This is a genomic window from Microbacterium sp. Root166 (assembly GCF_001427145.1).
Taxonomy (GTDB): domain Bacteria; phylum Actinomycetota; class Actinomycetes; order Actinomycetales; family Microbacteriaceae; genus Microbacterium.
The window spans coordinates 662,231-685,929 of record NZ_LMGL01000001.1 but is presented as its reverse complement, the minus strand read 5'-3'; the positions used below and the strand labels follow the sequence as shown (position 1 = coordinate 685,929).

Genomic DNA, 23,699 nt, shown 5'->3' with positions numbered 1-23,699 from the left:
CGCGGCACCTGATACTCCTGGCGTCGCCGGCCGCCTCAGGCGGATTGGCGTGTCTCGCGCCCGCGCTCGCGCCGAGCCGGAGGCCGCATCGCGCCCGAGACCGAGGCCGAGGCCGCGACCCGGGTCCGCTCTGCCGCCGAGTTGCCAGAATTCGCGGCCTACGAGAGCCGGGATCCGGCGTCCTGTGGCAAGTCGGCGCGGGAGACGCAGGTCAGGGCACTCGCAGCACGCCGTTGCGGCGATGCGGCAGGCGGGCGAGCTCTTCGTCGCGCAGCTGCGGCGGCAGCAGGTGCGCGGGCGCGTCCTGGAACACGACCGGACGCAGGAACCGGCGCACGGCCGTCACGCCGACCGACGTGTGCAGCGAGGTCGTGGCGGGCCACGGTCCGCCGTGGTGCTGTGACCACGTGACGGCGACCCCGGTCGGCCAGCCGGCGAAGAGCACGCGCCCGACCTTGCGCTCGAGCACCGCGAGCACGGCGTTCACGTCGTCGCCGGCTTCGCTGTGGATCGTTCCGGTGAGTGACCCGGGCACGGCGCGCAGCGCCGCGAGCAGCTCGTCGTCGGACGAGTAGCGCACGAGCAGCGTGACCGGTCCGAAGCATTCCTCGAGCAGCGTCTCGGGGCGGGCGGCGACGGACGCGGCATCCGTCGTCAGCACCACCGGCTGGGCGCCGATGCCGTCCTCGCCGCGGGCGATGATCGCGACCGAAGGGTCCGCCTCGAGATGCGCGATGCCCTCCGGGAAGCCCGCGGTGATGCGGTCGGTCAGCAGCGCGCCGCCCTTGGCCCCGGCGACGGCCGCGGCGACGAGCTGCTCGAAGCCGGCATCCGCAGGGACGAACACCACGCCCGGCTTGGTGCAGAACTGGCCGACCCCGAGCGTGAACGAGGCGACGAGGCCCTCCGCGAGCACCTCGCCCCGAGCCGCCAGCGCCGCCGCGGTGATGACGACGGGGTTCACCGAGCCGAGCTCGCCGTAGAACGGGATCGGGTCGGGGCGTCCCGAGGCCAGGTCGAAGAGGGCGCGGCCACCGCCGACCGAGCCGGTGAAACCGGCGGCCTGGATGAGCGGATGCTGCACCAGCGCGTTGCCCGCCTCGCGGCCCTCGACGAGGCCGAGCGATCCCTCGGGCGCCCCGGCGGACGTGAGCGCCTCGGCCACGACGGCCGCGGTGCGCTGCGACAGGCGCGGGTGGCCGGAGTGAGCCTTGACGATCACCGGGTTGCCGGCGGCCAGCGCCGAGGCCGTGTCGCCGCCGGCGACCGAGAACGCGAACGGGAAGTTCGAGGCCGAGAACACGGCGACGGGACCGACGCCGGTGAGGGTGCGGCGCAGCTCCGGGCGCGGCGGAACCGCCGACGGATCGGCGTCGTCGACCGTGAGCTCGAGGTACGAGCCCTCCTCGACGGCGGTCGCGAACAGCCGCAGCTGACCGGTGGTGCGGCCGACCTCGCCGCGCAGGCGGGTCTCGCCCAGGCGGGTCTCCTCGTCGGCGATCGCGACGAGCTCGTCGATGTGGGCGTCGAGGGCATCGGCGGCGGCACGCAGCCAGGAAGCCCGGGTCGCGGCATCCGCTTCCCGCCACACGGGAGCAGCGGCGGCCGCCGCGTCGGCGAGGGCGTCGAGTTCAGCGGTGGTGGTGGTCATCGGAGTTCCTTTGGGGATTTCATGAGAAGCGGATGCCGAGCCCGGCGTGGGGCACGTCGGTCAGGGTGCCGTCGGCGATGCGCACGGGCGACGGATCGGCGAGCGCGCCGAGATCGCCGAAGCCGGCATCCTCGACGTCCTCGGCCATCGGCTCGGGGACGCCGTCGACGGCGCGGAGGGTGAGGGCGAGCTGCCCGGAGAGCTCGGGCAGCAGGTGCGGGTGCACGGCGGCGCCGTACTCGGCCGCGATGGCCGCGATGCCGAGGAAGGGGGTGATGCCGCCGACGCGCACGATGTTGGGCTGCACGATCTGCGCGGCCCCGGTGCGCAGGAAGTCGTCGAAGCGGAAGACATTGTGCAGGTTCTCGCCCACGGCGATCGGGATGCCGCTCGAGGCTCGCAGGCGCGTGGCCAGCTCGCCGTGCCCGAAGAGGTCGTCGGCGCGCAGGGGCTCTTCGATCCACGCGGGCGCGACGTCTGCGAGCACCTCGAGCGCGCGCGTTGCCTGGTCGAGCTCCCAGCGCTGGTTCGCGTCGATCATGAGCGCCCGGTCGGGGCCGAGCACCTCGCGCACCGCGCGCAGGCGGTCGAGGTCTTCGGCGACGTCGGGCTTGCCGACCTTGACCTTGACGGCGTCGAACCCGGAGTCCACCCAGCGCCGCGCCTGAGCGACGAGCTCCTCGGCGCTGTAGTGCAGATTCACGCCGCTGCCGTACGCGCGGACGCGGTCGCGCTGCGCACCGAGGAAGCCGGTCAGCGAAGTTCCGGCGGCGCGGATCTCGGCATCCCACAGTGCCGTGTTCAGACCGGCCATCGCGATGGTGGTGAGCCCGCCGCCTCCGGCCTCGTGGAGGTGCCGCCAGAGGTCCAGCCACTCGGATCCCGGATCGGCCGGTCGTCCGATCGCGAACTTCGTGATGTCGTTCGCGAGCAGGGCGTGCACGGCCTCGGCGCCGATCTGCGGCGTCCACGAGAAGCCCCAGCCCTCGGCGCCGTCCGAGCGCACCACGTGCGTGGCGACCACGCCGACCGACGTCACGTCGGCAGCCCACGGCCGGGTGAGCGGCACGCGCAGCAGGCGGGCGTCGAACGAGGCGATCGTGGTCACAGCAGCGCGCGTCCTGCCTCGAGGATGCCGGCGAGCCGCTCCTCCTGCTCGGGCGTCGGGTCGACCAGCGGCGCGCGCACCGAGCCGACCGGCAGGCCGCCGAGGCGCAGGCCGGTCTTGATGAGCGAGACGCCGAAGCCGGGGGTCTCGTCGCGCAGCCGCACCAGCGGGGAGTAGAACCCGTCCAGCAGTGCCAGGCGCCGGTCCTCGTCGCCGTCGACGTACGCGCGGTAGTGAGCGTTCGCCACCTCGGGGATCATCGCGAACGCGGCGGACGAGTACAGCGGGATGCCGATGCCCCGGTACGCGCCCTGCGTGAGCTCGGCGGTCAGCAGGCCGTTGAAGAACGCGAAGTCCTCGCGCCCGGTCTCGGCGACCGCGCGCACGATCTGCTGCGCAAGGCCGACGTCGCCGACGCCGTCCTTGAACCCGACGACCTTGGGGTTCGCCGCGAGAGCGCGCACGGTGTCGACCGAGTACTGCGCGGTGCCGCGGTGGTAGATCACGACAGGAAGAGGGGATGCCGCGGCCACCGCCTCGACGTAGGCCCGCAGCCCCGCCTGCGAGCCGCCGACGAGGTACGGCGGAAGGACGAGGAGGGCGTCGGCTCCGGCATCCGCCGCCGACTTTGCGAGCGCGGTCGCGTGCCCGAGCGGGCCGCCGGTGCCGGCGACGACGGGCACGCGACCCGCCACGACCTCGGTCGTGACCGCGACGACGTGCGCCGCCTCGCGCTCGGACAGGGCGTGGAACTCGCCGGTGCCGCAGGCGGGGAAGACGCCGCCGGGGGCATGGTCGAGGGTCGTCGAGACGTGCTCGCGCAGCAGATCGTCATCGATCCGGTCGGCGGTGTCGAACGGCGTCACGGGGAAGAAGAGGATGCCGTCGAAGTTCACGCCAGCACGTCCTTTCGGGTTTGGGCGGGGCGTTCTTTCTCGCCAGCGGCGAGCAACTCATCAGACCAATTATGCTGCGGGCGCCATCCCAGCACGCGACGTGCTTTGGCATTGCTGAACGCGGGGGAGGTGCCGGTGAGGGTGGCGGCGAGTTCATCGGACCCCTCGACGAACCGGGGCATGAGCTGGGCCAGCGGACGTCGGGCGAGCGCGTCGTCGGCGCCGACGAAGAAGACCTCGGCGTTGGGAATGGACGGCAGCGCCTCGAGCAGCACGTCGACGAAGGTCGCGACATCCCGCGCATCGACGTAGTTGAACAGCGCCGGGGCCGCCAGCGCGGGGTCGTCGAGGCGCTCGCGCACGGTGTGGCCCTGCTGCGTCGGCGCGCCCGCCCACTCCTCGGGGGCGATGACGAAGCACGGGCGGAAGACGCCGAACCGCGTGGCGTCGCCGGTCTGGCGTGCGAGCATCGCGACGGTCTGCTCGATCAGCAGCTTGGACAGGCCGTACGCGTGCCAGGGCTTCGGCGTCGTCTGCTCGTCGAGCGGGAAGCGGTCGGGCAGCCAGCCGGCCGGGGCCCCATAGCCGAGCACAGTGGGGCTCGAGGCCGCGACGATCCGGTCGATGCCCGCCTCGACGCCCGCCGACAGCACGTTCAGTGCGAGCGCCGCGTTCGTCGTCAGGATCACGTCCTCCGGCGCGCTGAAAGGAACGGCGATCGCGGCGAGGTGCACGAGCGCGTCGGCACGAGCGCCGGCGATGGCCGCGGACGCCGCCTGCGGATCGGTGAGGTCGACCGCGATCTGCTCGATCCCGTCCAGTTCCGGCGCCCCCGAGAGCTCGCGGTCGAGCGAGACGAGCTCGTGACCGGCGCCGTGGAGCCCGGCGACCAGGCTGCGACCGAGCCGGCCGGCGCCGCCGGTGACGACGATGCGGCTCATGACGCGGACGTCGTGGCAGGTTCGGCCAGGAGGCGGATGCCGAGCTCGGCCACGCGGACGGGCAGGCCGGTCTCGAGCGAGCGGTTGCCGGCGATGCCAACCGAGATCGAGCGGACGCCGTCGCGCCAGTCTGCGGGGCGGGCGAGCGGGTCGTCGCCGGGACCCTCGAACACGTCGGCCAGCAGCAGCGCGTCGCCGCCGCCGTGGCCGTCGCTGGAGCTCTCGATCGGCACCTCGTACGCCGCTTCCCAGTGCCGCTGCACGATGAGGCGCTCGCCCTCGGGTCGCAGCGATCCGGACGAACCGGCGTCCACGGCGCTGGGATCGAGCACCGGATGCAGCGCCTCGGCCTCGAGCACTGCTCCCCGCTCGACGACCTCGAGCTCGGCGCGACCGAGCGTGCCGTTGACCGCGACCCGGTAGCCCTCCCACGGCGAGTGGGCATTGAGCGAGTAGCTGAGGGTGGCGCCGGAGGCGTAGTCGACGACGAGGGCGAGGTTGTCCTCGATCGTGATGCCCTCGCCGAAGACGTCGCGATCGCGCAGGTAGCCGTCGTGCTCCTCGGCCCCGAGGTACAGGGCGGCCAGGCGCTCGTCGGTGCGCAGGTCGAGCTCGAAGGCGTCGGCTCCGTCGTGGGTGCCCCGCGCCGGGCGCTCGCCGAGTCCGCGGGAGCGGGCGTTGTCGGCGCCGTAGAAGCGCAGGCCGCCCGACGCGAAGACGCGCGACGGAGTGGATCGCAGCCACCAGTTGACGAGGTCGAAATGGTGGCTGGCCTTGTGCACCAGCAGACCGCCGGAGTGCTCCTTCTCGCGGTGCCAGCGGCGGAAGTAATCCGCTCCGTGCTTCGTGTCGAGCACCCAGGAGAAGTCGATCGAGGTCACCTCGCCGATGGTGCCCTCCTGCAGCAGGGCGCGCAGGGCGCTGTTGCGGGGCGAGTAGCGGTAGTTGAAGGTGATGACGACCTCACGGCCGGTGCGCTCGATGGCGTCCTCGATGGCCGCGGCCGACTCGGCGTCGATCGTGAGCGGCTTCTCGACGACGACGTCGGCTCCGGCATCCAGCGACCGCACGATTAGGGTCGCGTGCAGGTCATCGCGCGCGCACACGATCACCCGGTCCACGCGCTCGGCCCGGATCATGGCCTCGAGATCGTCCGGTCCGTAGACCGCCGGGGCCGGTGAGCCGGCGGCGATGGTGCGCTCGACGTAGTAGGCGGCGCGGACGGGGTTGGGTTCGCAGATCGCGACGAGCTCGGCTCGGTCGGCGTACGGGCCCGTGATCGCGTCGACGTACATCTGGGACCTGTGGCCCGCTCCGACGACGGCGTACCGGCGGTGGCTCATCTCACTCCTCAAGGAACGTCTCCGGCGCTCGGGAAACGTTTTCTCAGGGTAGCACGGAGCGTGATGCGGTGGCGCGTGAGGGACTATCGTGTGACGCGATGGATGCCACGGATGCCGTCCCGCCCTAACGCCAGGCATCAGAGGTCCTCACGGTGACGCAGCCGTCTGTGCGAGAGTGCTGAGATGGCGTCCCCGCAGTCGCTCAGCGAATCCGATCGGCGCCTGGTCGCTGCATGGGCGGCCGACTGCGCCGAGCGAGTGCTCGCCCTTTTCGAGTCGGAGGCGCCCGACGATGACCGACCACGCGATGCGATCGCGCGGGCGCGGGCATTCTCGCGAGGCGACCTCACGGCAGCCGGTGAGATCAAACGGCGTTTCACCGCCGGTCGTGCGGCACACTCGGCGACGACTCCGGCGGGCATCGCGGCGGCGCGGGCCGCGGCCCAGGCTGCGGGGGTGGCGCACATGGGTGCGCACGCGCTGGGCGCCGCTGCATACGCCGCAAAGGCCGCCGGCTTGGCCGCCGGCCGTCCCGAATCCGCCGAAGCCGAACTCGAGTGGCAAGTCGAGCACATGAGCGATGCTGTCGCCGCGGCGCTCCGGCAACTGCCGCTGGTCGGCGAAGATTCGGCGGGTCCGCTCGGCTCCGGCCTGTTGGCCTCGGGCGATCTGGGCAAGCACATCACGACGATCCAACGGCGACTGGACGAGGAGCCCGCCTGAGATCAGTCGGCACCGCATGTCGGTCTGGAGATCACGCGAGCGCGCCAGTTTCCTGCGATCGCGGCGTCGCGCGACGCAGCAGTCGCAGGAAAGTGCAGCGCTCGCTCTGTGCGCCACGCCCGCGGCCGGCGACGGGGCGGTTTCAGAACATGAGATCGTCGTAGGCGCTGTCGCCCGGCTCAATGTACGGGGGGTTCTCTTCCCACTCCCGCAGCTGCTCCTCGGAGCGTTCCAGTGTCTCGAACCGAACGCCGATGCCGGGCGAGATGAGCACGGAGATCGTCGATCGTCCGACCGTTCGGAATCCGACGAAGCCGGCGCCCTGCTGGACGGCCTCGATGATCTGCCGCTGCAGCTCGGCGGCATCCTGGTCCGGGTCGAGGATGAACATCTGACCGTCGACGCGGACTCTCACTATCTGGACCAAGACGGCCCCGGGAGTCGACCCATTGTCGAAGGATACGTCCGGTTCGCTAGTTTGACTAGCGATAAGTGACCAAGCTACGCCGGGGCCGGGCCCGAGCTCCCGCGCACGGTAAGCGTCGGCGCCAGCACGAGAGGATCCCCGGGCTCGTCCGCGTCGAGCAGTCGCCGCAGCTGCTGCCACGCCTGCGCGCCGAGCTCGGCGGCCGGTACCGCGGCAGTGGTCAGGGCCGGCGTCGTATGCCGGGCGAACGGGATGTCGTCGAACCCGACGATGGAGAGGTCGTCGGGGACGCGGCATCCGGCGGCCTGAACGGCACTCTGCAACCCCATCGCCACCAGGTCATTGAAGGCGAGCACCGCGGTGGCGCCGGAGGCCAGCACGGCCGGCGCGGCCGCAGCCCCGGCGTCGAAGTCGACGCCGCCGGCCAGCTCGGCGACCCGGACGTCGGGATGCTCGGCACGGAACTGCTCGATGGCCTCGAGGCGGGCGGCGTTGGCGATGCTGCGCTCGATGCCGGCGAGGTAGACGATGCTGCGGTGGCCGAGCCCGTGCAGATGCGCGAGCTCGTCGGCCAGCGCGGACCGGTAGTCGGCGCGCACCGACGGCACGCCCGGTCCGGCCTCGCGGTTGACGAGCACGACGGGCCTGACACCACCCACCAGCCGCTCGAGCTCGTCCTGCGGCATGCGCGGCGCGCACAGCACGATCCCGTCGGTGCGGCGGCGGGTCTCGACCGCGAGCAGGCGCTCCTCGTCGACGGACTCGCCGGAGTCGGCGACGAGCACGTGGTAGTCGTCCGCGGCGGCGGCGCGACTGAGGCCGCGCAGCACCTGCTGGAACGTGGGGTTGCCGAGGTCGGGCACGACGACGGCGATGGTCTGCGTGCGCCCCAGCACGAGGCTGCGCGCCAGCGGGCTCGCGCGGTAGTCGAGGGATGCCGCGGCCTCCCGCACCCGTTCGGCCAGTGCCGGATCGACCGTGGGGTTGCCGTTCAGCGCGCGCGAAACGGTCGACAGCGAGACCCCCGCCTGGGCGGCGACGTCGGCGATCGTCACGCCCTTCGGCGGTCGCGGCATCCGTTCTCCCACGGCTGGATCAGGCGCGCGGCGGGGTGCTGCCGCGGACGATGACCTCGAGGGGAAGGGGCGGTTCGGCCGCGGCATCCCAGTCCGCCGTGACGGCGGCGGTGAGCGCCTGGAAGCCGAGCTCCTCGAGCGGAACGCGCACCGTCGTGAGTCCGGGACGGATGTCGCGGCCCGTGGCGATGTCGTCGAAGCCGGCGACCGCGATGTCGGTGCCGATCTCGCGGCCCGCGTCGCGGATCGCGGACATGACGCCGATGGCGACCACGTCGCTGATGCCGAAGACAACGGTGCCGGCATCCAATCCCTCGGCGAGGAGCTCCTGACCGGCGGCGTACCCGGCATCGCGCGTGAAGCCGCCACGACGGATGCCGCGGATCGAGCCGCCGCCGCCCGTGAAGCCCTGCGTGAACCCGGCGATGCGGTCGTCGGAGGTGCGGATGCCCTCGGCGGCGGCGACGATCACCGCGTCGCGGTATCCGAGGGCGGCGAGTTCGGCGCCCAGCTGCGCGGCTCCGCCGTGATTGTCGAGCCCGATCGAGCGCACGCCGTCGGCGCCCGTGCCGAGCATGACGACGCGCCCGCCGGTGCCCGAGAAGGCGTCGAGCTCGGCCTTCAGACCGGCGGCGTCGGGGCCCTCGGTGCGCGAGGCGGCGAGGATCAGGCCGCGCGGACGCTGGCCGCGCAGAGCGCGCACCAGGCGCACCTCGCGCTGCGGGTCGCGCTCGGTGATGGCGATGGTGACGATCAGCCCGGCCTCGTCGGCGCCGCGGGCGACGCCCGACGCGAGCTGGCCGAAGTACGGGTCGGCGATGTCGGCGACGAGCAGCGCCACGATCGCGGAGGTGCCGCGGGCGATCGCCTGGGCAGAGAGGTTGGCGGTGTAGCCGAGCTTCTCGGCGGCGGCCTCGACCCGGTCACGATAGCTCTCGGCGACCTTGCGGGTCGAGCCGTTGAGCACGCGCGACGCAGTGGCCAGCGACACTCCGGCTTCGCGGGCGACGTCGTGCAGGGTAGCGGCGCCTCGGGGTGGCGCGTACGTCTCGCTCATCAGGCCGAGTCTAGGGGCAAGTCAGCCCAGACAGGGCGCGGCAGGAACCGTTTTCCGAGGTCTGCGTGCGGGTCACTCCGCGGCGACCCGCTGCCTGAACACCGAGTCGCCAAGACACGCCGGATACCCGCGCGGCTGGTCGGCGTGTCTTGGCGACTCGCGTGGGCGACAGGTCAGGCGGCGACCCAGGCGACCAGTCGCCCGAGCACCGTGACGGCGACGGGAGCCTCGTAGGCCTCGAGGTCATGGCCGAGTCCGTCGTAGGCGACCCGGCGGCCGTCCGACTCCGCGATCCAGCACATCGGCTGCGCGCCGCCCTCGAGATCGTGGACGAGCAGCACCTCGGACGACGCCGCGACCCGCAGCCACGAGTACGCCTCGTCGACGGTCGCGCTCGATGCCAGGCCGTCGACGATCGGATGCCGCGACACGGCCCGCACGGTCAGCGGCCCCCGCGGCGGGTGCATGGACCGACCGCGCACCCATCGTCCGCCGAGCATCCGCTCCCACGCGTCGGACTCGGGCAGGAGCGTCGCGGCGACGTGGAGCGCGACCAGCGGTCCGTCGTACGCACCCAGGATGCGCGCGAGCTCAGCGTCGAGGGGGTGCGGCTCCGGCCCGCCGCCCGCGTTGACGACGAGCACCTCGGCATCCGGGAGTTCGGCCTCGAGCTCGGCCAGACTGTCGACGACCGTCACGTCGTTGTGACCGGCCGCCGCCAGGATCTCGGCGACCCGTGCGCTCGTCTCGGCGAAGGGATGCCACGGATCGGCGTAGTCGCCGCCGCCCGAGAAGACGAGCACGCGGCTCACTCCGGCGCCCGGTTCACCACGGGCGGGTGAGACCCGCGAAATCGCCTGAGACTCACGGCGTCGCCACGAGTGTCAGGCGCAAGCCCGAGTCTCACCGCACGCACGCCGGCCTCAGCCCGCGACCGGCACGCGTAGGTGCGGCGACACGGCCGAGCCGAACGTCGCAGCGGTGCGCCGCACCGCCTCGAGCGGGTCGGTGGCCCACACATCGGCGTTGAAGATCTCGACCTCGATGTCGCGGTCGTACCCGGTGGCCTCCACAGCCTGCGTGAGCGAGGCGAAGTCGATGACGCCCTCGCCGGTGTAGTGGCGGCTGAGCAGCGGGTCTGCCGCCAGCGGCGTCTTCCAGTCGCAGACCTGGTACGTCGCGATGCGTCCTTCGCGGCCCGCGCGCGCGATCTGCTCGAGCACCTGCGGGTCCCAGAAGACGTGGAACGTGTCGACGGCCGCGCCGACCACCGAGGGGTCGAAGTCCGCGGCGATGTCGAGCGCCTGCCCGAGCGTCGAGACGACGGCACGGTCGGTGGCGTACATCGGATGCAGCGGCTCGATCGCCAGCGTGACACCGGCGGCCGCGGCATCCGTCGACAGCTCGCCGATCGCGTCGCGGACGCGCTCGCGCGCACCGATGAGGTCGCGCGACCCCTCCGGCAGGCCGCCGGCGACCAGCACCAGCACGGCGGTGGAGCCCGCGGCGCCGGCGGCGGCCAGGGTCGCGGTCTCTTCGATCGCGCGGCGGTTGTCGTCGAGTGCCGCCACGCGTGCCGGCCCGGCCGGCAGGGTGAAGAAGCCGCCGCGGCAGTGCGTCGTGAAACGCAGGCCGGAGTCGGTGAGCATCTGCGCCGCGGTGGCGAGGCCGACCTCGTTGACCGGCTCGCGCCACAGGCCGATGGCCTGCACGCCGGCTTCGGCGGTCACGCGCAGCGCCGTCGCGAGGTCGGCGTGCTTGATGGTCGCCTGGTTGATCGAGAGGCGGGGATCGACGGCGGTCATGCGTCCACTCCGTTCAGTCGCAGCATCCCGTTCCACCGCTCGGCGGCGAGCTCGGGCTTCTCGAGGGCGAGCGAGGCGTTGGCGAGCTCGACGATACGGGACAGGTGGGGGAGACTGCGGGCCGAGTGCAGCCCGCCCACCATCTGGAACGCCGGCTGGTGGCCGTTCAGCCACGCCAGGAACGCCACGCCGGTCTTGTAGTAGAACGTCGGGGCCGCGAAGATCTGGCGGCTGAGCTCCTCGGTCGGACCGAGGATCTCGAGGTAACGCGACGGGTCGCCGGCATCCAGCGCCTGGATCGCCGCGGAGGCGACCGGCGTGAGCGCGGCGAAGGCGCCGAGCAGCGCGTCGGAGTGCTGGCGGCTGCTCGCCGGGTCGCGATCGGGCTGGGTCGCGGCGGGAACGTCGGCGCCGCCGATGAGCCCGACGTAATTGAAGTCGTCGCCGGTGAACATGCGCACGCCCTCGGGAAGGCGCTCGCGCACCGACACCTCGGACGCGGCATCCAGCAGGCTCATCTTCACGCCCGCGACCTTGTCGGTGTTCTCGCCGATGACCTCGAGGAGAACGGCGGATGCCTCGCGCCAGTCGGTCGAGCCGAAGTAGCCCTCGAGCGACGGGTCGAACGCGGTGCCCAGCCAGTGCAGCACCACGGGTGCGGTGGCCGAGGCCAGCACCTCGCGGTAGACGCGGCGGTAGTCGTCGGCGCTCTGCGCGGCACGGGCGAGGTGGCGAGAGGCCATGAGCACGGGGCCCGCGCCCTGCTCCTCGGTGAAGTGCAGCTGCTCCTTGTAGGCGTCGATCACCTGGTCGACGCTGATGGCCTGCTCGTCGACGTGGTCGGTGTTGACGCCCACCACGACCGAGCCGCCCTCTTCCCGGGCGACCTCGGCCGAGCGCGCGATGAGCTCGCGGGTCGCCGTGGCGTCCAGGCCCATGTTGCGCTGGGCCGTGTCCATGGCGTCGGCGACGCCGAGGCCCCACGAGTACACCGAGCGGCGGAAGTCCAGCGTCGCGTCCCAGTCCACGTCGGCCGGCTGGCCGGGAGTGTTGTCGGCCGAGGTCTTCGGCACGACGTGGGCGGCGGCGTAGGCGACGCGGCTGCGCAGCGGCCCGGTGGGCTTGGCGTAGCCCGGGGCGGGGGAGAGCGCGACCTTGGTGGTCGCGCCCTCCGCCGACAGGAGCGTGAGATCGGTCATCGTGTGCGGCTCGGTTCGTTCAGCTCAGCGACAGCTTGGGCAGCTCGACCTTGCGGCCCTCGCTGCTGGACTGCAGACCGGCCTCGGCCAGCAGCACGCCGCGGGCGCCCGCCAGGAGGTCGAACTCGTAGTCGGTGCCCTCGGCGAACGAGACGAGGAACTCCTCCCACTGCTGCTTGAAGCCGTTCTGGAACACCTCGTTGGTGGGGACCTCGGCCCAGTCGGCGTCGTAGTCGTGGCTGTCGGCCAGGTCGGGGTTCCACACCGGCTTCGGCGTGGCGTTGCGGTGCTGGATCTTCGCGCCGAACAGGCCCACGACGGCCGAGCCGTGCGTGCCGTCGACGTGGAACTCGACGAGCTCGTCGCGGTTCACGCGAACGGTCCACGAGGAGTTGATCTGCGCGACCACGCCGCCCTCGAGCTCGAAGATGCCGTACGCGGCGTCCTCGGCGGTGGCGGTGTAGTGCTCGCCCTTCTCGTCCCAGCGGTCGGCGATGTGCACTGATGCCTGCGCGTAGACCGACTTGATCTCGCCGAAGAGGTTCTCGAGCACGTAGTTCCAGTGCGGGAACATGTCGACGATGATGCCGCCGCCGTCCTCGGCGCGGTAGTTCCAGCTCGGACGCTGGGCGGGCTGCCAGTCGCCCTCGAAGACCCAGTAGCCGAACTCGCCGCGGACCGAGAGGATGCGGCCGAAGAAGCCGGAGTCGATGAGGCGCTTGAGCTTCTGCAGGCCGGGCAGGTAGAGCTTGTCGTGCACGACGCCGGTCTTGACGCCGGCCTCCTGTGCGAGGCGGGCGAGCTCGAGGGCCTCGCCGACGGTCTCGGCGGTGGGCTTCTCGGTGTAGATCGTCTTGCCGGCGGCGATCGCCTTGCGCAGCGCGGAGGCGCGGGCCTTCGTCACGAGGAAGTCGGCGTAGATCTCCCAGCGCGGGTCGGCGAGTGCCGCGTCGAGGTCGGTCGTGTAGTCCTCGATGCCGTGCTTGGCGGCGAGCTCGGCGAGCTTGGCCTCGCTGCGGCCGACGAGCAGCGGCTTGACGGTGAGCTTCGTGCCGTCGGGCAGCTCGATGCCGCCCTGCTCGCGGATCGCGAGGATCGAGCGCACGAGGTGCTGGCGGTAGCCCATGCGGCCCGAGACGCCGTTCATGATGATGCCGACCTCGCGCACGGCGGGACGGGTGGCCGAGCCCTCGGCCGCGGCCGGAGCGATCGTGGTGTCAGACATGGGGTGCTGCTTTCGTCGAGGGTCTTCGGGGAGATTCCCGCGTGATGCGTTCATTGCGGGTAAGCGCTTTCCAATATTGTGCCACGGGAAACGGGGACGCGCAAGCGCTTTCCCGCCGACAGGCCCGGCCCGGCCTGGCTCAGGCGAGGCGTACGGCTGTCCATGACACCGGGGGCAGATCGGCGGTCAGGACGGATGCCGCCACCGCGGCTCCGTCGAGAGGACGGACGCCGACGCGCTCGGGGTCCTCGAGCGCGTTCGCGGCGTACAGGTCGTCCTCGTGCAGCACATGGCTCTCGACCACGCGCAGCTCGCGGCCGAGCGCGGCGGCCAGCGGAGCGAGGTCGAGGCGCAGGGCCGCGGCATCCGTCGTCGATCGGTTCACGACGAACAGCGTCGCGCCCTCGTCGTCGACGGTCGCGACGGCGTTGAGGGCGGCCACGTCGCCGAAGCGCTCGCTGCGGAACGACGCCGATTCGAGCGGAACGCGCACGGCCCGGCCCTGGGCCAGGCGCGCGGTGATCGAGAACGGGAAGAAGGTGGTCTGACGCCAGGCCGGGCCGCCCGGCTCGGTCATGATCGGCGCGATGACGTTCACGAGCTGCGCGAGCGAGGCCGAGCGCACCCGGTCGGCGTGCTGCAGCAGCGTGATCATCAGGTCGCCGAAGACGACGGCGTCGAGCGCGTTGTAGCGGTCCTCGAGCTGGCGGGGCGCGACCGGCCACTCGTCGGGTCCGTACGTCAGCGCCTCCTCCTGCCAGCGCGACATGTACCAGACGTTCCACTCGTCGAACGAGACCATGATGCGCTTGTCGCTCTGCCTGACCGCGGCGACGTGGTCGGCCGTAGCGACGACCTGCTCGATGAACAGCGCCATGTCGACGCCCGAGGCCAGGAACTCCTGCGCGTTCCCGTCGTCCTCCTGGTAGTAGGCGTGGCACGAGATGAAGTCGACGTCGTCGAACGTGTGCTCGAGGACCTCGCGTTCCCACGCGCCGAAGGTCGGCATCGTGCGGCTCGACGAGCCGCACACCACCAGCTCGATCGAGGGGTCGAGCATGCGCATCGCCTTGGCCGTGCGCGAGGCGAGCTTGCCGTAGTCCGCGGCGCTGCGGTGGCCGAGCTGCCAGAAGCCGTCCATCTCGTTGCCGAGGCACCACATCTTCACCGCGAACGGGCTCTCGCGGCCGTTCGCGGCGCGCTCGGTCGTCCGGGCGGTCTCGACGGACGTGTTGGCGTACTCGAGCAGGTCGAGCGCCTCGGGCGTGCCCCGCGTGCCGAGGTTGACGGCGAGCATGAGGTCCGAGCCCACTCGATCCAGCCACGCCTGGAACTCGTGCAGCCCGACCTGGTTGGTCTCGGTCGCGTGCCACGCCAGGTCGAGCCGGCGCGGCCGCTCCGCCTTCGGACCGATCCCGTCCTCCCAGTTGTAGCCCGACACGAAGTTGCCCCCGGGATACCGGATCGTCGTGACCCCGAGCTCCTTCACGAGCTCGATCACATCGGCGCGGAAGCCGTCGGAGCCCGCCGACGGATGCCCGGGCTCGAAGATCCCGTCGTAGATGTGCCGGCCGAGGTGCTCGACGAACCCACCGAACAGGCGCCGGTCGATGCCGGCGATCTCGTCGCGGGGGTCGAGGCGGGCGGAGGCGGTCATGGTGTCCTCTCGGCTGATGGCATGAATCCGGATGCCGCGGCTCACCGCGCGGCGGACAGCTCGGCGTCAGCCGGCTCCTCGCTCGGCACGTCCTCGTCGGCGGCTAAGGGAGCGTAGACGAACGCGACCTCCTGCGAGTCGAGCACCACGCGATCGACGACGGCGCCGGTCTCGGCATCCGTCCCTTCGAGGGCGATCTCGACGCGATCGTCCCCGTGGTTGATGAGCGTGACCAGGTCGCCGCGCCGCGCCGCCTCGACACCGACGGGCAGCCCCGCGACGACGGGGCGGACACCGGCTGCCTCGACCACCGCGGCGACGACGGCGTCGAGCGCCTCGCCGACGGGCTGCGTGGCGACGTACCAGGCCTCGCCGGCGCCGTGCGCGCGACGGGTGAGCGCCGGTGACCCGGCGGCCAGGCCGGTCTCGAATGCGGCGACGACGGTCGCGCCCTCGGAGTGGACGCGCTCGGCGAACAGGCGGCCGGGCAGCGAGGCGCCGTCCAGGCCGAACGAGACGGTCCCGCCCGGGCCGGTCGTGCTCGCGACCTGAGCGCCGACGCCGGTGCCGCCGGTGCTGGCGCCCCCGAGGGCGCCGAAGTCCTCGAACCGGACGCCGAGCACGGGGCCCAGCTGGGTGAGGAACCCGCCCGTGCGGAACTGGTCGTGCTGGTCGACGATGTCGGTGAACGGGCCCGCCAGCAGCGTGCCGCCGGCCTCGACGAAGCGGACGAGCGCGGCCGCGCCTTCGTCGCGCAGCAGGTACAGCGCGGGGGCGACCGTGAGGTCGTAGCCCTCGTCGATGTCCTCGGCGCCGACGACGTCGACCTGGATGCCGCGTGCGTGGAAGGCGCCGTACCACTCGAGCACGAGCGCGAGGTAGTCGACCTGGGTCGGGTGGTCGCGCTCCTCGACCGCCCACCAGCTCTCCCAGTCGAACACGAGGGCGACGCGCGCGTCGCGGCCGGGTGCAGGCAGATCGCCGAGCGCCGTGAGCCGGGCGCCGAGGTCGGTCACGGCCTCCCACGTACGCGTCCGCGTTCCGGCGTGCGGGAGCATCGCGGAGTGGAACTTCTCGCTGCCGGCGCGGGACTGCCGCCACTGGAAGAACATGATGCCGTCGGCCCCGCGGCCGATGGACTGCGCGGTCTCGGCCATCAGCGCGCCGGGTCGCTTGCCGGGATTCGAGGGACGCCAGTTGACGGCATCCGTCGCCTGCTCCCACAGCATCCACGGCACCCCGCGCTTGAGGGAGCGGACCAGATCGCGCTGGAACGCGGCATCGCGCACCCTGTTCGGGTTCGTGGGATCCGGGTAGCAGTCGTCGGCGATGACGTCCATGAACGGCGCCCACCGGCGATAGTCCGCGGGCTTGAACGGTCCCATGAAGTTCGTCGTGATCGGCTGCGTGGCGCCGGCGGCCTGCAGGATCTCGCGCTCCACGAGGTAGCACTCGAGGAGCATGTCGGACGTGAAGCGCCGGTAGTCGAGCATCGACGACGGGTTGTGGCTGTAGGGAGCCAGTCGCGGCGGGAAGATCTCGTCGAACGAGCCGTAGCGCTGCGACCAGAAGTTCGTGCCCCACGCGTCGTTCAGGGCGTCGATCGAGGCATACCGCGCTCGCAGCCACACCCGGTACGCGTCGCGCGCCGAGTCCGAGAAGTCCATCGGCAGGTGGCAGCCGAACTCGTTGCCGACGTGCCACATCACGATCGCGGGGTGCCCCGCATAACGCTCCGCGAGGCGGCGCACGAGCTCGCCCGCCAGCCGGCGGTAGGTCGGCGACGAGGGGGCGAAGTGCTGGCGGCTGCCCGGCCAGTACGAGGCGCCGCTCTCGTCGGCCGGCAGTGTGTCGGGGTAGCTCGCGCTGACCCACGGCGGCGGCGAGGCGGTCGCGGTGGCCAGATTCACCTGGATGCCGCCGGCGTGGAGCTTGCCGATCACGGTGTCGAGCCAGGCGAAGTCCCACACGTCCTCGGACGGCTGGATCCGCGACCAGGCGAAGATGCCCAGGCTGACGATGTTGACGCCGGCCTCGCGCATCAGGCGGACGTCGTCGTCCCAGACCTCTTCGGGCCACTGGTCGGGGTTGTAGTCGGCGCCGTACAGCACAGCAGTTCGCTCCTCGGTCGGTCTGGTCGTGTGGTCGGGGTCAGCGCGCGGTGCGCCGGCGCGCCGGGATCGCGACGACGGCCAGTGCGGCGCAGCCCAGCGCGGGCAGGATGAGCGGCACGAGCATCCAGACGGCGACGCCGACGAACACCGCGGTGGCCGCGAGGAACAGCGCGCCGCCGAGGTCGGCGCCGAGCGCCGTGCGGGCGTCGCGCAGGGCTCCGCGCCAGCCGGACTCGGGCGTCCAGGCGCCCGCCATCGCGAGAAGCAGCGTGGCCCCGGCGATCGCGCCGATCCACCCGATGACGCCGATCGCGGCGCCGCCGGGAAGTGCGCCTGAGTTCGCCAGCACGATGTCGATGGTCAGGATGCCTGCCACGAGCAGGGCGACCGTGCCCACCACGAGGCCGCCCGGCAGCGCCGAGCGCACGTCCCGCCAGAACAGGCGGGCCGGGGACGCCTCGGCGTTCAGGTACCGGCGCAGGTGGCGGATGCCGGCGGCCAGCGCCGCGGGAAGAGTGACCACAGCGAGCCCGGCGACGGTGACGAGCACGCCGACGAGCAGAACCTCGCCGAACAGGGCGAACGCGCCTGTGGCACCGGGGAACCGGGCGGCGGGGCGCTCCTCGAGGGTGGGGCCGCTGCCCGAGGCATCCGCGCGGCGCGCCGCCTTGTACTCGCGCTTGGTCGTGATGGCGCCCATGGCCTCAGCCCTTCAGGCCCTGGGTGGCGACGCCGTCGACGAGGAAGCGCTGGAAGACCAGGAAGAACAGCAGCACCGGCAGCAGCGCGATGAACGAGGCGGTGACGGTGGCGCCGTAGTCGCTCGTGGAGGACTGGTCGTTGTAGAGGCGCAGCGCGATCGGCAGCGGGTAGTTCTCGGGGCTGGTGAGGTAGAGCAGGGGGCCGAGGAAGTCGTTCCACGACCAGATGAACGCGAAGATCGCGCAGGTGATGAGCGCGGGCTTGATCAGCGGCAGGATGATCGACCAGAAGATCCGCATGTGCCCGGCGCCGTCGATGCGGGCCGCTTCGTCCATGTCGCGCGGCATCTGCCGGATGAACTGCACGAGCAGGAAGACGAAGAACGCCTCGGTGGCGAGGAACTTCGGCAGCAGCAGCGGGATGAACGTGTCGATCATGTCGAGCCGCTGGAACAGGATGTACTGCGGGATGATCAGCACGTGGAACGGCAGCAGCAGCGTGCCGATCATCGCGGCGAACAGCACGCCCAGGCCCTTGAACTGGATGCGCGCGAACGCGTACGCGGCCAGAGCCGAGGAGAGCACGGTTCCGATCACGGAGCCGACGGCGATGATGAGGGAGTTCGCGAAGAACCGCCACATCGGCACGCCGGCGATGCCCTCGGACACCTTGGCGTAGTTCTCCAGCGTCGGGTTCTGCGGGAACAGGCCCGGGTTCTGGCCGAACTCCGAGTTCGGCTTGAACGTGGACAGCAGCAGCCAGACCAGCGGGTACAGGACGACGGCGGTGATGGCCAGGAGCACGACGAGCCAGATGATCGTCTGCCAGGTCTTGCGCTTGACCTTGCGGCGCGGCGTCTGCGGGGTGGCGTCGACCTGGTTCTCGAGCGTGGCGATGGCCGGTTCGCCGAAGGATGTGGTGCTCATCGGTTGTCTCCCGAGTAGTGCACCCAGGAGCGCTGGGTGCGGAACAGGATGAAGGCGATCACGGCGACGACGACGAGCAGCACCCAGGCGATCGCGGCGGCGTAGCCCATCTGGCCGTCGGAGAAGCCGCGCTTGTAGAGGTACAGGGTGATGAAGTTCGTCATACCGGCGGGGCCGCCGGAGCCGTTGGAGATGATGTACGCCGACGCGAACACCTGGAACGCGCCGATCAGGCCCAGCAGCAGGTTGAAGAAGATCACCGGCGAGAGCATGGGGATCGTGACGGCGCGGAAGCGGCGATAGGCGCCGGCGCCGTCGACCTCGGCGGCCTCGTAGAGCTCTTTGGGAATCTGCTTGAGGCCGGCGAGGAAGATCACCATGGTGGCCCCGAACTGCCAGATCGACAGCAGGATCATCATGGGCAGCACCAGGTCGGGGTTGCCGACCCAGCCGCCCAGGTTGATGCCGATCGAGGACAGGATGCTGTTGACCGGCCCCTCCTCGTTGAACATCGCCTTCCAGACGATCGCGACCGAGACCGAGCCGCCGATCAGCGACGGGGCGTAGAACGAGGACCGGAAGAACCCGGCGCCCTTGTCGCGGTAGTTCAGCAGCATCGCGACGCCGAGGGCGCAGGCGAGGGTGATCGGGGTGCCGACCAGCACGTAGATCAGCGTGATCTGCGCGGACTGCACGAACGTCGGGTCGTTCGTGAAGAGCCGGATGTAGTTGTCGAGGCCGATCCACTGCGGGGCGGTGAAGATGTTGTACTTCGTGAACGACAGGTACAGCGAGTACGCCATCGGGATCAGCGTCAGGCCGAAGAAGCCGATCAGCCAGGGGATCAGGAACCCGTACCCGGCGAGGGTCTCCTTGCGGGCGCGGCGCCGCGCTTCGGGACGGTCCAGGTTCTCGGGGCTGCTCCGGCGGAACAGGGATCGTTTGGTGGACTTGCGTCCGGTCACGATCACTCTCGTCGCTGTGGTGCTCACGTCGACCTCTCGCGGGGGTTGGGCTGGAAGGTTGTGACCGGGGGCCGGTCGTGACTCACGACCGGCCCCCGGAAGGTACTACTGGTTGAGGACGACGTCCATCTCGCCGAAGAACTGGTCCACGGCCTCGTCCACGGTGATCGTGCCGAAGTTCAGCTCGGCGCCGATCTGGCGGAACTTCTCCTCGAGCGTGCCGTAGCCGACGATCGGCACCGGCGGGGCGTCGCCGAGGCGGTCGGCGATCGATGCCTCGTACTCCTTGACCTGGGTGCTGAGCGGGTCGAGCTCGGCAGCCGCGAGCGCCGTCTCCGATGCCGGGAGTCCGCGGTTGGTGCCGAAGATCTCACCCGACTGCGGCGAGTTCACCAGGAAGTTCACCAGCGTTGCGGCGGCTTCGGGGTGGTCGGTGCCGGCCGAGATCGCGTGCAGCATGGACGGCTTCAGGTAGAGGTCCTTCGCGCCTTCCTCCGTGATGGGGGGAGCGACCAGGTTGAGCTCGGTGTAGCTCTCGCCGAGGTTGCCGAGGTAGCCCGAGCCGAAGTTGTCCCACGTGAGCTCGCTGGCCGTGTTGGCGGTGTCGAAGGGTCCGAGCGGGACGACCTCCTCGACGCGCTGCTGGGGAACGCCGATGCCGTCGCGGATCGCGGCGCCCTGCTCCCAGAACTCGGCGAGGCGCTCCTCGTCGAAGCCGGCGGTGCCGTCTTCATTGAAGAGGTTCTTGCCCTCGGCGCGCAGCTGCAGCTCGAAGTTCTGGATGCGGCCGGTGTAGTCGCTGCCACCCCAGAATGCACCGCCGGAGGCCTCGGTGACCTCGCCCATCCAGTCGGTGTAGTCCTCCCACGTGCCGCCTTCGAAGTTCTCCACGCCGGCCTGCTCGAGCAGGACGGGGTTGGTGAACAGGCCCCACGCGTTGGTCGAGGTCGGGATGCCCGTGGTCACGCCGTCGACGACGCCGATGTCCAGGATGTTCTGCGGGAGCGGGTCGGTCTCGATGATGCCGCCGAGGTACGGGTCCAGGTCCAGCAGCAGTTCGTTCTGCGAGTACTGGCGCAGGTATGAGTAGTCGAACTGCATGACGTCGGGCAGGCCGCCGCCGGCAGCCTCGGTCTGGCGCTTCTCCCAGAACTCGGGGAATCCGAGGAAGGACGAGTTCACCGTGATGTTCGGGTACTCCTCGTTGAACGCTGCGATCGCCTCGTTGTAGAGCTCGGCGCGCACGTCGTTGCCCCAGAACGCCAGGTCGAGCGTGACCTTCTCGTCGGGGTCGTAGGTCGAAGCCGGCTCGGCTCCGCCTTCGCCGCCGGCGCAACCGGCCAGCGCCAGAGCCGCGCCGGTCGCCAAGGCGATGGCGGCGATGGTCCGCTTGTTGCTGAACATCCTTGTCCTCTCTTTGAACGTCTGCGTTCCCATGCCCGCTGAGACGTCCGTGTCGTTGGTGCGGTGTCGCGATCCCTCGGGGTGCAAGGTTGAGGAAAGCGCTGTCCCGGTACGGTACCTCGCAGAAAAACGTTTCGCAAGGCCTGTGCCGAAAAAGATTTGAACGATTCAGTAACCGCTCACCGCGGAGTCCCGGTCCACCGGGCCGAGACCACGCGCGTCACCTCGTGGATCGCGCACAGACGCCCGCCCCGCTCGACACGCGCACGAGCTTCCGCATCGAGATCGATCTCGCTCCCGGCGGTGAGGGGAACCACGTGGAGGGTGAGCTCGGCCGCGGGATCGATGTGCGTCACGTCGATGCGCCACGGCAGACCGTCCCAGAACCGATCGCGGATCGGCACCCCGTCCCGGCGCAGCTGTGCGACATCGCCTTCCCACTCGATCACGAGCTCGACGCGGTCTCCCGGGGAGTGGGCGCCGGAATCGAGGGCGGCGACTCTCCACACCGCGGCGAGCTCGTCGATCTGCGCGTCGGAGGGAGCCGACGAGCGCCCCATGAACTCGCCGTACCGAGTCGGCGGGTCCCCCGCGGTGCGAAGGCTGATGAGATCGACCGGTTGGATGCCGGGAGCCGATGACGTCGTGACCTCGAGCGGTTCGAATCGGTCACCGTTCCAGCGATGCGCGGTCGGGGGCTGCTCGGCGCGGAGGACGAGCCCGCCGGGTTCGCGCCAGACCGCGTCCGCGGAGTCGATGAGGTCATCGCCGAGGTACCAGAGCCTCTCCGCCTGCCGCTTGTCGACGGTGAGCACGCGCAGCGCGTCGTCCACGAGGAGCGATTGCCCCGGCTCGAGGTCGAAGGGCTCACCGGCGATGAACTCTTCGCCGCCCGAGATGACTCGGGCGCCGGTCGTGAGTTGTATGCGCGCGGGAATCCCGTCGTGCGCGCGGAGGACGATCGTCGGGATCTTCCCGCCGACCACGCCTGCGACGGATGCCGTCGCCCATTCGATGCGTGTGCCGGCGAGCTCGAGACGCAGCGGCCAGCGCGCGATGAGACCGCTGGGGATGTCGATCGCCCGATCGGGCACGGTGACCTGCTCGCCGGCGAGATCGATCCGGAACCGGACGCCGGAGCTGCCGGAGAGGGGTTCGTGCGGCTGATGCGTGTTGATGAACAGGAACCCGCTGTGGCCGTCCGTGCGCACCGCCCAGCGCAGCGACTCGCGGTCGTGGATGTCGACCGGGGCGTCGTCGGGCAGCGAGCTGTACATGTCGGCGAGGCGGCTCCCGAAGGCGGACAGGAACGCATTGTGATCGCGCAGGAGGCCGAGGCTCGCTCCCGGCCGGCCGGACGCGCCGATCGGCGCCTGGAAGTCGTAGTCGAACCGCGGCAGATCGTTGGGGTACCCGGTCGCATGGGTCTCCTGCAGATGGTCGGCGGGGTTGATGCCCCCGGCGAACATGTAGAAGCCCTGCCACGCCGAGCCGTTGCCGATCTTGACGTTCGCGAGCGCGGCGATGTCGCGTCCGCGTGCGATCGGCCGCCGGTGGTACGCCGTCGCCATCCCGCCGCCGAGCTCGCACGTGGCGGGAGGGAACTCCGGGTCGATCGCGCGCACGACGATCTCGGCCCCCTCTTCGCGGAAGTCGCCGCCCACGCCCGGGTCGTCCCACTCGTGGGTGAAGCGGAAGTGGTCGCGGAAGCTGTCGTCCCATGTCGACCCCTGCCCGGCCCAGAAGCCGTCGGCGTATCCGCTGTACAGCGGGAACACCTCGTGGGCGGGAAGCAGCGCGCCGCCCCATCCGGTCGCGGTCCACAGCGGCGCCGAGAGCCCCACGTCTCGCGCGAGCTGCTTGAGGGTGGCGATGTGGTCGGGCTGATCGTAGAGCTCGTTCTCGATCTGGATGCCGATCACCCGGCCGTCCGGACCGCAGAATCTCGCGACCTGCTCCGCCACAGCCGCGTACCAGCCCGCGGCGAGGGCGAGGTAGTCCGGGTCGTTCGTCCGCGCGGCGGGCGCGGCTGCGATGACCCAGTCGGGATGACCGCCGTTGCGCACCTCGCCGTGGCACCACGGACCGATGCGGAGGACGACATCGACACCGACCCGCTCGGCGGTCTCGATGAAGCGGGCGATGTCGAGGTCGCCCTCGAACGAGATCTCGCCTCGCTCGGGTTCGTGGTGGATCCAGAACAGGTAGGTCGACACCGATGTGAGGCCCGAGGCGACCATCACGCGCAGCGTCTCCTCCCACCGCTCACTCGGGATGCGGCTGAAGTGCAGCTCGCCGGTCACCGGGATCCCGGGCGCTCCGTCGATCTCGATCCACCGGCTGTTCAGACGGACGCGAGGGTGCTGATCGATCTCATTGCTCATGGTCGGCACGGTCAGCGGGGGCCGCGAGTCGTGCAGACGGACGGTGCGGACGATGGAGGTCGGCGTCGACATAGCTCTCCTTCTGCGGGGGCTGCG

At 71.1% G+C, this 23,699-nt stretch carries 20 protein-coding genes; 1 reads left to right on the top strand and 19 read right to left on the bottom strand.

Annotated features, from left to right (window positions below; genetic code table 11):
• Window positions 1–211: 211 nt before the first annotated feature.
• The 5 genes from ASD56_RS03015 to ASD56_RS02995 are packed head-to-tail and all read right to left on the bottom strand — an operon-like array spanning window position 212 to window position 5,939.
• The gene (locus ASD56_RS03015) at window positions 212–1,651 is read right to left on the bottom strand and encodes an aldehyde dehydrogenase (NADP(+)) (RefSeq protein WP_055960974.1); all 1,440 of its coding nucleotides are present in this window, start codon (window positions 1,649–1,651) and stop codon (window positions 212–214) included.
• A 19-nt stretch (window positions 1,652–1,670) separates the two neighbouring features.
• Complete coding sequence (locus ASD56_RS03010; protein ID WP_055960972.1) at window positions 1,671–2,759, bottom strand: mandelate racemase/muconate lactonizing enzyme family protein; 1,089 nt, start codon at window positions 2,757–2,759, stop codon at window positions 1,671–1,673.
• A complete protein-coding gene (locus ASD56_RS03005) occupies window positions 2,756–3,655 on the bottom strand; it encodes a 5-dehydro-4-deoxyglucarate dehydratase (RefSeq protein ID WP_055960970.1) in 900 nt (299 codons plus the stop codon). Before ASD56_RS03005 ends, ASD56_RS03010 begins: the two co-directional genes overlap by 4 nt.
• On the bottom strand, window positions 3,652–4,596 hold the full coding sequence (locus tag ASD56_RS03000) for an NAD-dependent epimerase/dehydratase family protein (protein WP_055960968.1): 945 nt from the start codon (window positions 4,594–4,596) through the stop codon (window positions 3,652–3,654). Before ASD56_RS03000 ends, ASD56_RS03005 begins: the two co-directional genes overlap by 4 nt.
• Window positions 4,593–5,939 carry a Gfo/Idh/MocA family protein gene (locus ASD56_RS02995; RefSeq protein WP_055960966.1) on the bottom strand — a complete coding sequence of 449 codons (1,347 nt, stop codon included), beginning with the start codon at window positions 5,937–5,939 and terminating at the stop codon, window positions 4,593–4,595. The genes ASD56_RS03000 and ASD56_RS02995 overlap by 4 nt, the downstream gene beginning before the upstream one ends.
• A gap of 183 nt (window positions 5,940–6,122) precedes the next feature.
• Here ASD56_RS02995 and ASD56_RS02990 point away from each other — a divergent pair, with 183 nt between their 5' ends.
• Complete coding sequence (locus ASD56_RS02990) at window positions 6,123–6,662, top strand: putative immunity protein (RefSeq protein WP_055960964.1); 540 nt, start codon at window positions 6,123–6,125, stop codon at window positions 6,660–6,662.
• 142 nt (window positions 6,663–6,804) lie between these two features.
• Here ASD56_RS02990 and ASD56_RS02985 read toward each other — a convergent pair whose 3' ends face one another.
• The 14 genes from ASD56_RS02985 to ASD56_RS02920 all read right to left on the bottom strand — a co-directional run bounded on the left by ASD56_RS02985 (window position 6,805) and on the right by ASD56_RS02920 (window position 23,675).
• On the bottom strand, window positions 6,805–7,077 hold the full coding sequence (locus tag ASD56_RS02985; RefSeq protein ID WP_055960962.1) for a hypothetical protein: 273 nt from the start codon (window positions 7,075–7,077) through the stop codon (window positions 6,805–6,807).
• Between the two features lie 86 nt (window positions 7,078–7,163).
• A complete protein-coding gene (locus ASD56_RS02980; RefSeq protein ID WP_055960960.1) occupies window positions 7,164–8,165 on the bottom strand; it encodes a LacI family DNA-binding transcriptional regulator in 1,002 nt (333 codons plus the stop codon).
• Between the two features lie 19 nt (window positions 8,166–8,184).
• Window positions 8,185–9,222 carry a LacI family DNA-binding transcriptional regulator gene (locus ASD56_RS02975; protein WP_055960958.1) on the bottom strand — a complete coding sequence of 346 codons (1,038 nt, stop codon included), beginning with the start codon at window positions 9,220–9,222 and terminating at the stop codon, window positions 8,185–8,187.
• A gap of 173 nt (window positions 9,223–9,395) precedes the next feature.
• Window positions 9,396–10,034, bottom strand: a complete 639-nt coding sequence (locus ASD56_RS02970; RefSeq protein WP_055960956.1) for a ThuA domain-containing protein — start codon at window positions 10,032–10,034, stop codon at window positions 9,396–9,398.
• 111 nt (window positions 10,035–10,145) lie between these two features.
• Window positions 10,146–11,027: a sugar phosphate isomerase/epimerase family protein gene (locus ASD56_RS02965; protein WP_055960954.1), complete on the bottom strand. Its 882-nt coding sequence runs from the start codon at window positions 11,025–11,027 to the stop codon at window positions 10,146–10,148.
• Entirely contained in the window at window positions 11,024–12,226 is a 1,203-nt protein-coding gene (locus ASD56_RS02960) for a dihydrodipicolinate synthase family protein (RefSeq protein WP_055960952.1), read from the bottom strand. The genes ASD56_RS02965 and ASD56_RS02960 overlap by 4 nt, the downstream gene beginning before the upstream one ends.
• 19 nt (window positions 12,227–12,245) lie before the next feature.
• The gene (locus ASD56_RS02955) at window positions 12,246–13,451 is read right to left on the bottom strand and encodes a Gfo/Idh/MocA family protein (protein ID WP_200947449.1); all 1,206 of its coding nucleotides are present in this window, start codon (window positions 13,449–13,451) and stop codon (window positions 12,246–12,248) included.
• A gap of 139 nt (window positions 13,452–13,590) precedes the next feature.
• A complete protein-coding gene (arfA, locus tag ASD56_RS02950) occupies window positions 13,591–15,108 on the bottom strand; it encodes an arabinosylfuranosidase ArfA (protein WP_055963532.1) in 1,518 nt (505 codons plus the stop codon).
• Between the two features lie 41 nt (window positions 15,109–15,149).
• Complete coding sequence (locus tag ASD56_RS02945; RefSeq protein WP_055960950.1) at window positions 15,150–17,219, bottom strand: beta-galactosidase; 2,070 nt, start codon at window positions 17,217–17,219, stop codon at window positions 15,150–15,152.
• A gap of 40 nt (window positions 17,220–17,259) precedes the next feature.
• Window positions 17,260–17,922: a DUF624 domain-containing protein gene (locus tag ASD56_RS02940; protein ID WP_055960948.1), complete on the bottom strand. Its 663-nt coding sequence runs from the start codon at window positions 17,920–17,922 to the stop codon at window positions 17,260–17,262.
• A 4-nt stretch (window positions 17,923–17,926) separates the two neighbouring features.
• Window positions 17,927–18,850 carry a carbohydrate ABC transporter permease gene (locus ASD56_RS02935; protein ID WP_055960946.1) on the bottom strand — a complete coding sequence of 308 codons (924 nt, stop codon included), beginning with the start codon at window positions 18,848–18,850 and terminating at the stop codon, window positions 17,927–17,929.
• Complete coding sequence (locus tag ASD56_RS02930; RefSeq protein WP_055960944.1) at window positions 18,847–19,842, bottom strand: carbohydrate ABC transporter permease; 996 nt, start codon at window positions 19,840–19,842, stop codon at window positions 18,847–18,849. Before ASD56_RS02930 ends, ASD56_RS02935 begins: the two co-directional genes overlap by 4 nt.
• A gap of 78 nt (window positions 19,843–19,920) precedes the next feature.
• Window positions 19,921–21,219, bottom strand: a complete 1,299-nt coding sequence (locus ASD56_RS02925; protein WP_055960942.1) for an ABC transporter substrate-binding protein — start codon at window positions 21,217–21,219, stop codon at window positions 19,921–19,923.
• 179 nt (window positions 21,220–21,398) lie between these two features.
• Window positions 21,399–23,675 (bottom strand): beta-galactosidase, encoded by a 2,277-nt coding sequence (locus tag ASD56_RS02920; RefSeq protein WP_055960940.1) that lies wholly within the window; start codon window positions 23,673–23,675, stop codon window positions 21,399–21,401.
• Between the last annotated feature and the right edge of the window lie 24 nt (window positions 23,676–23,699).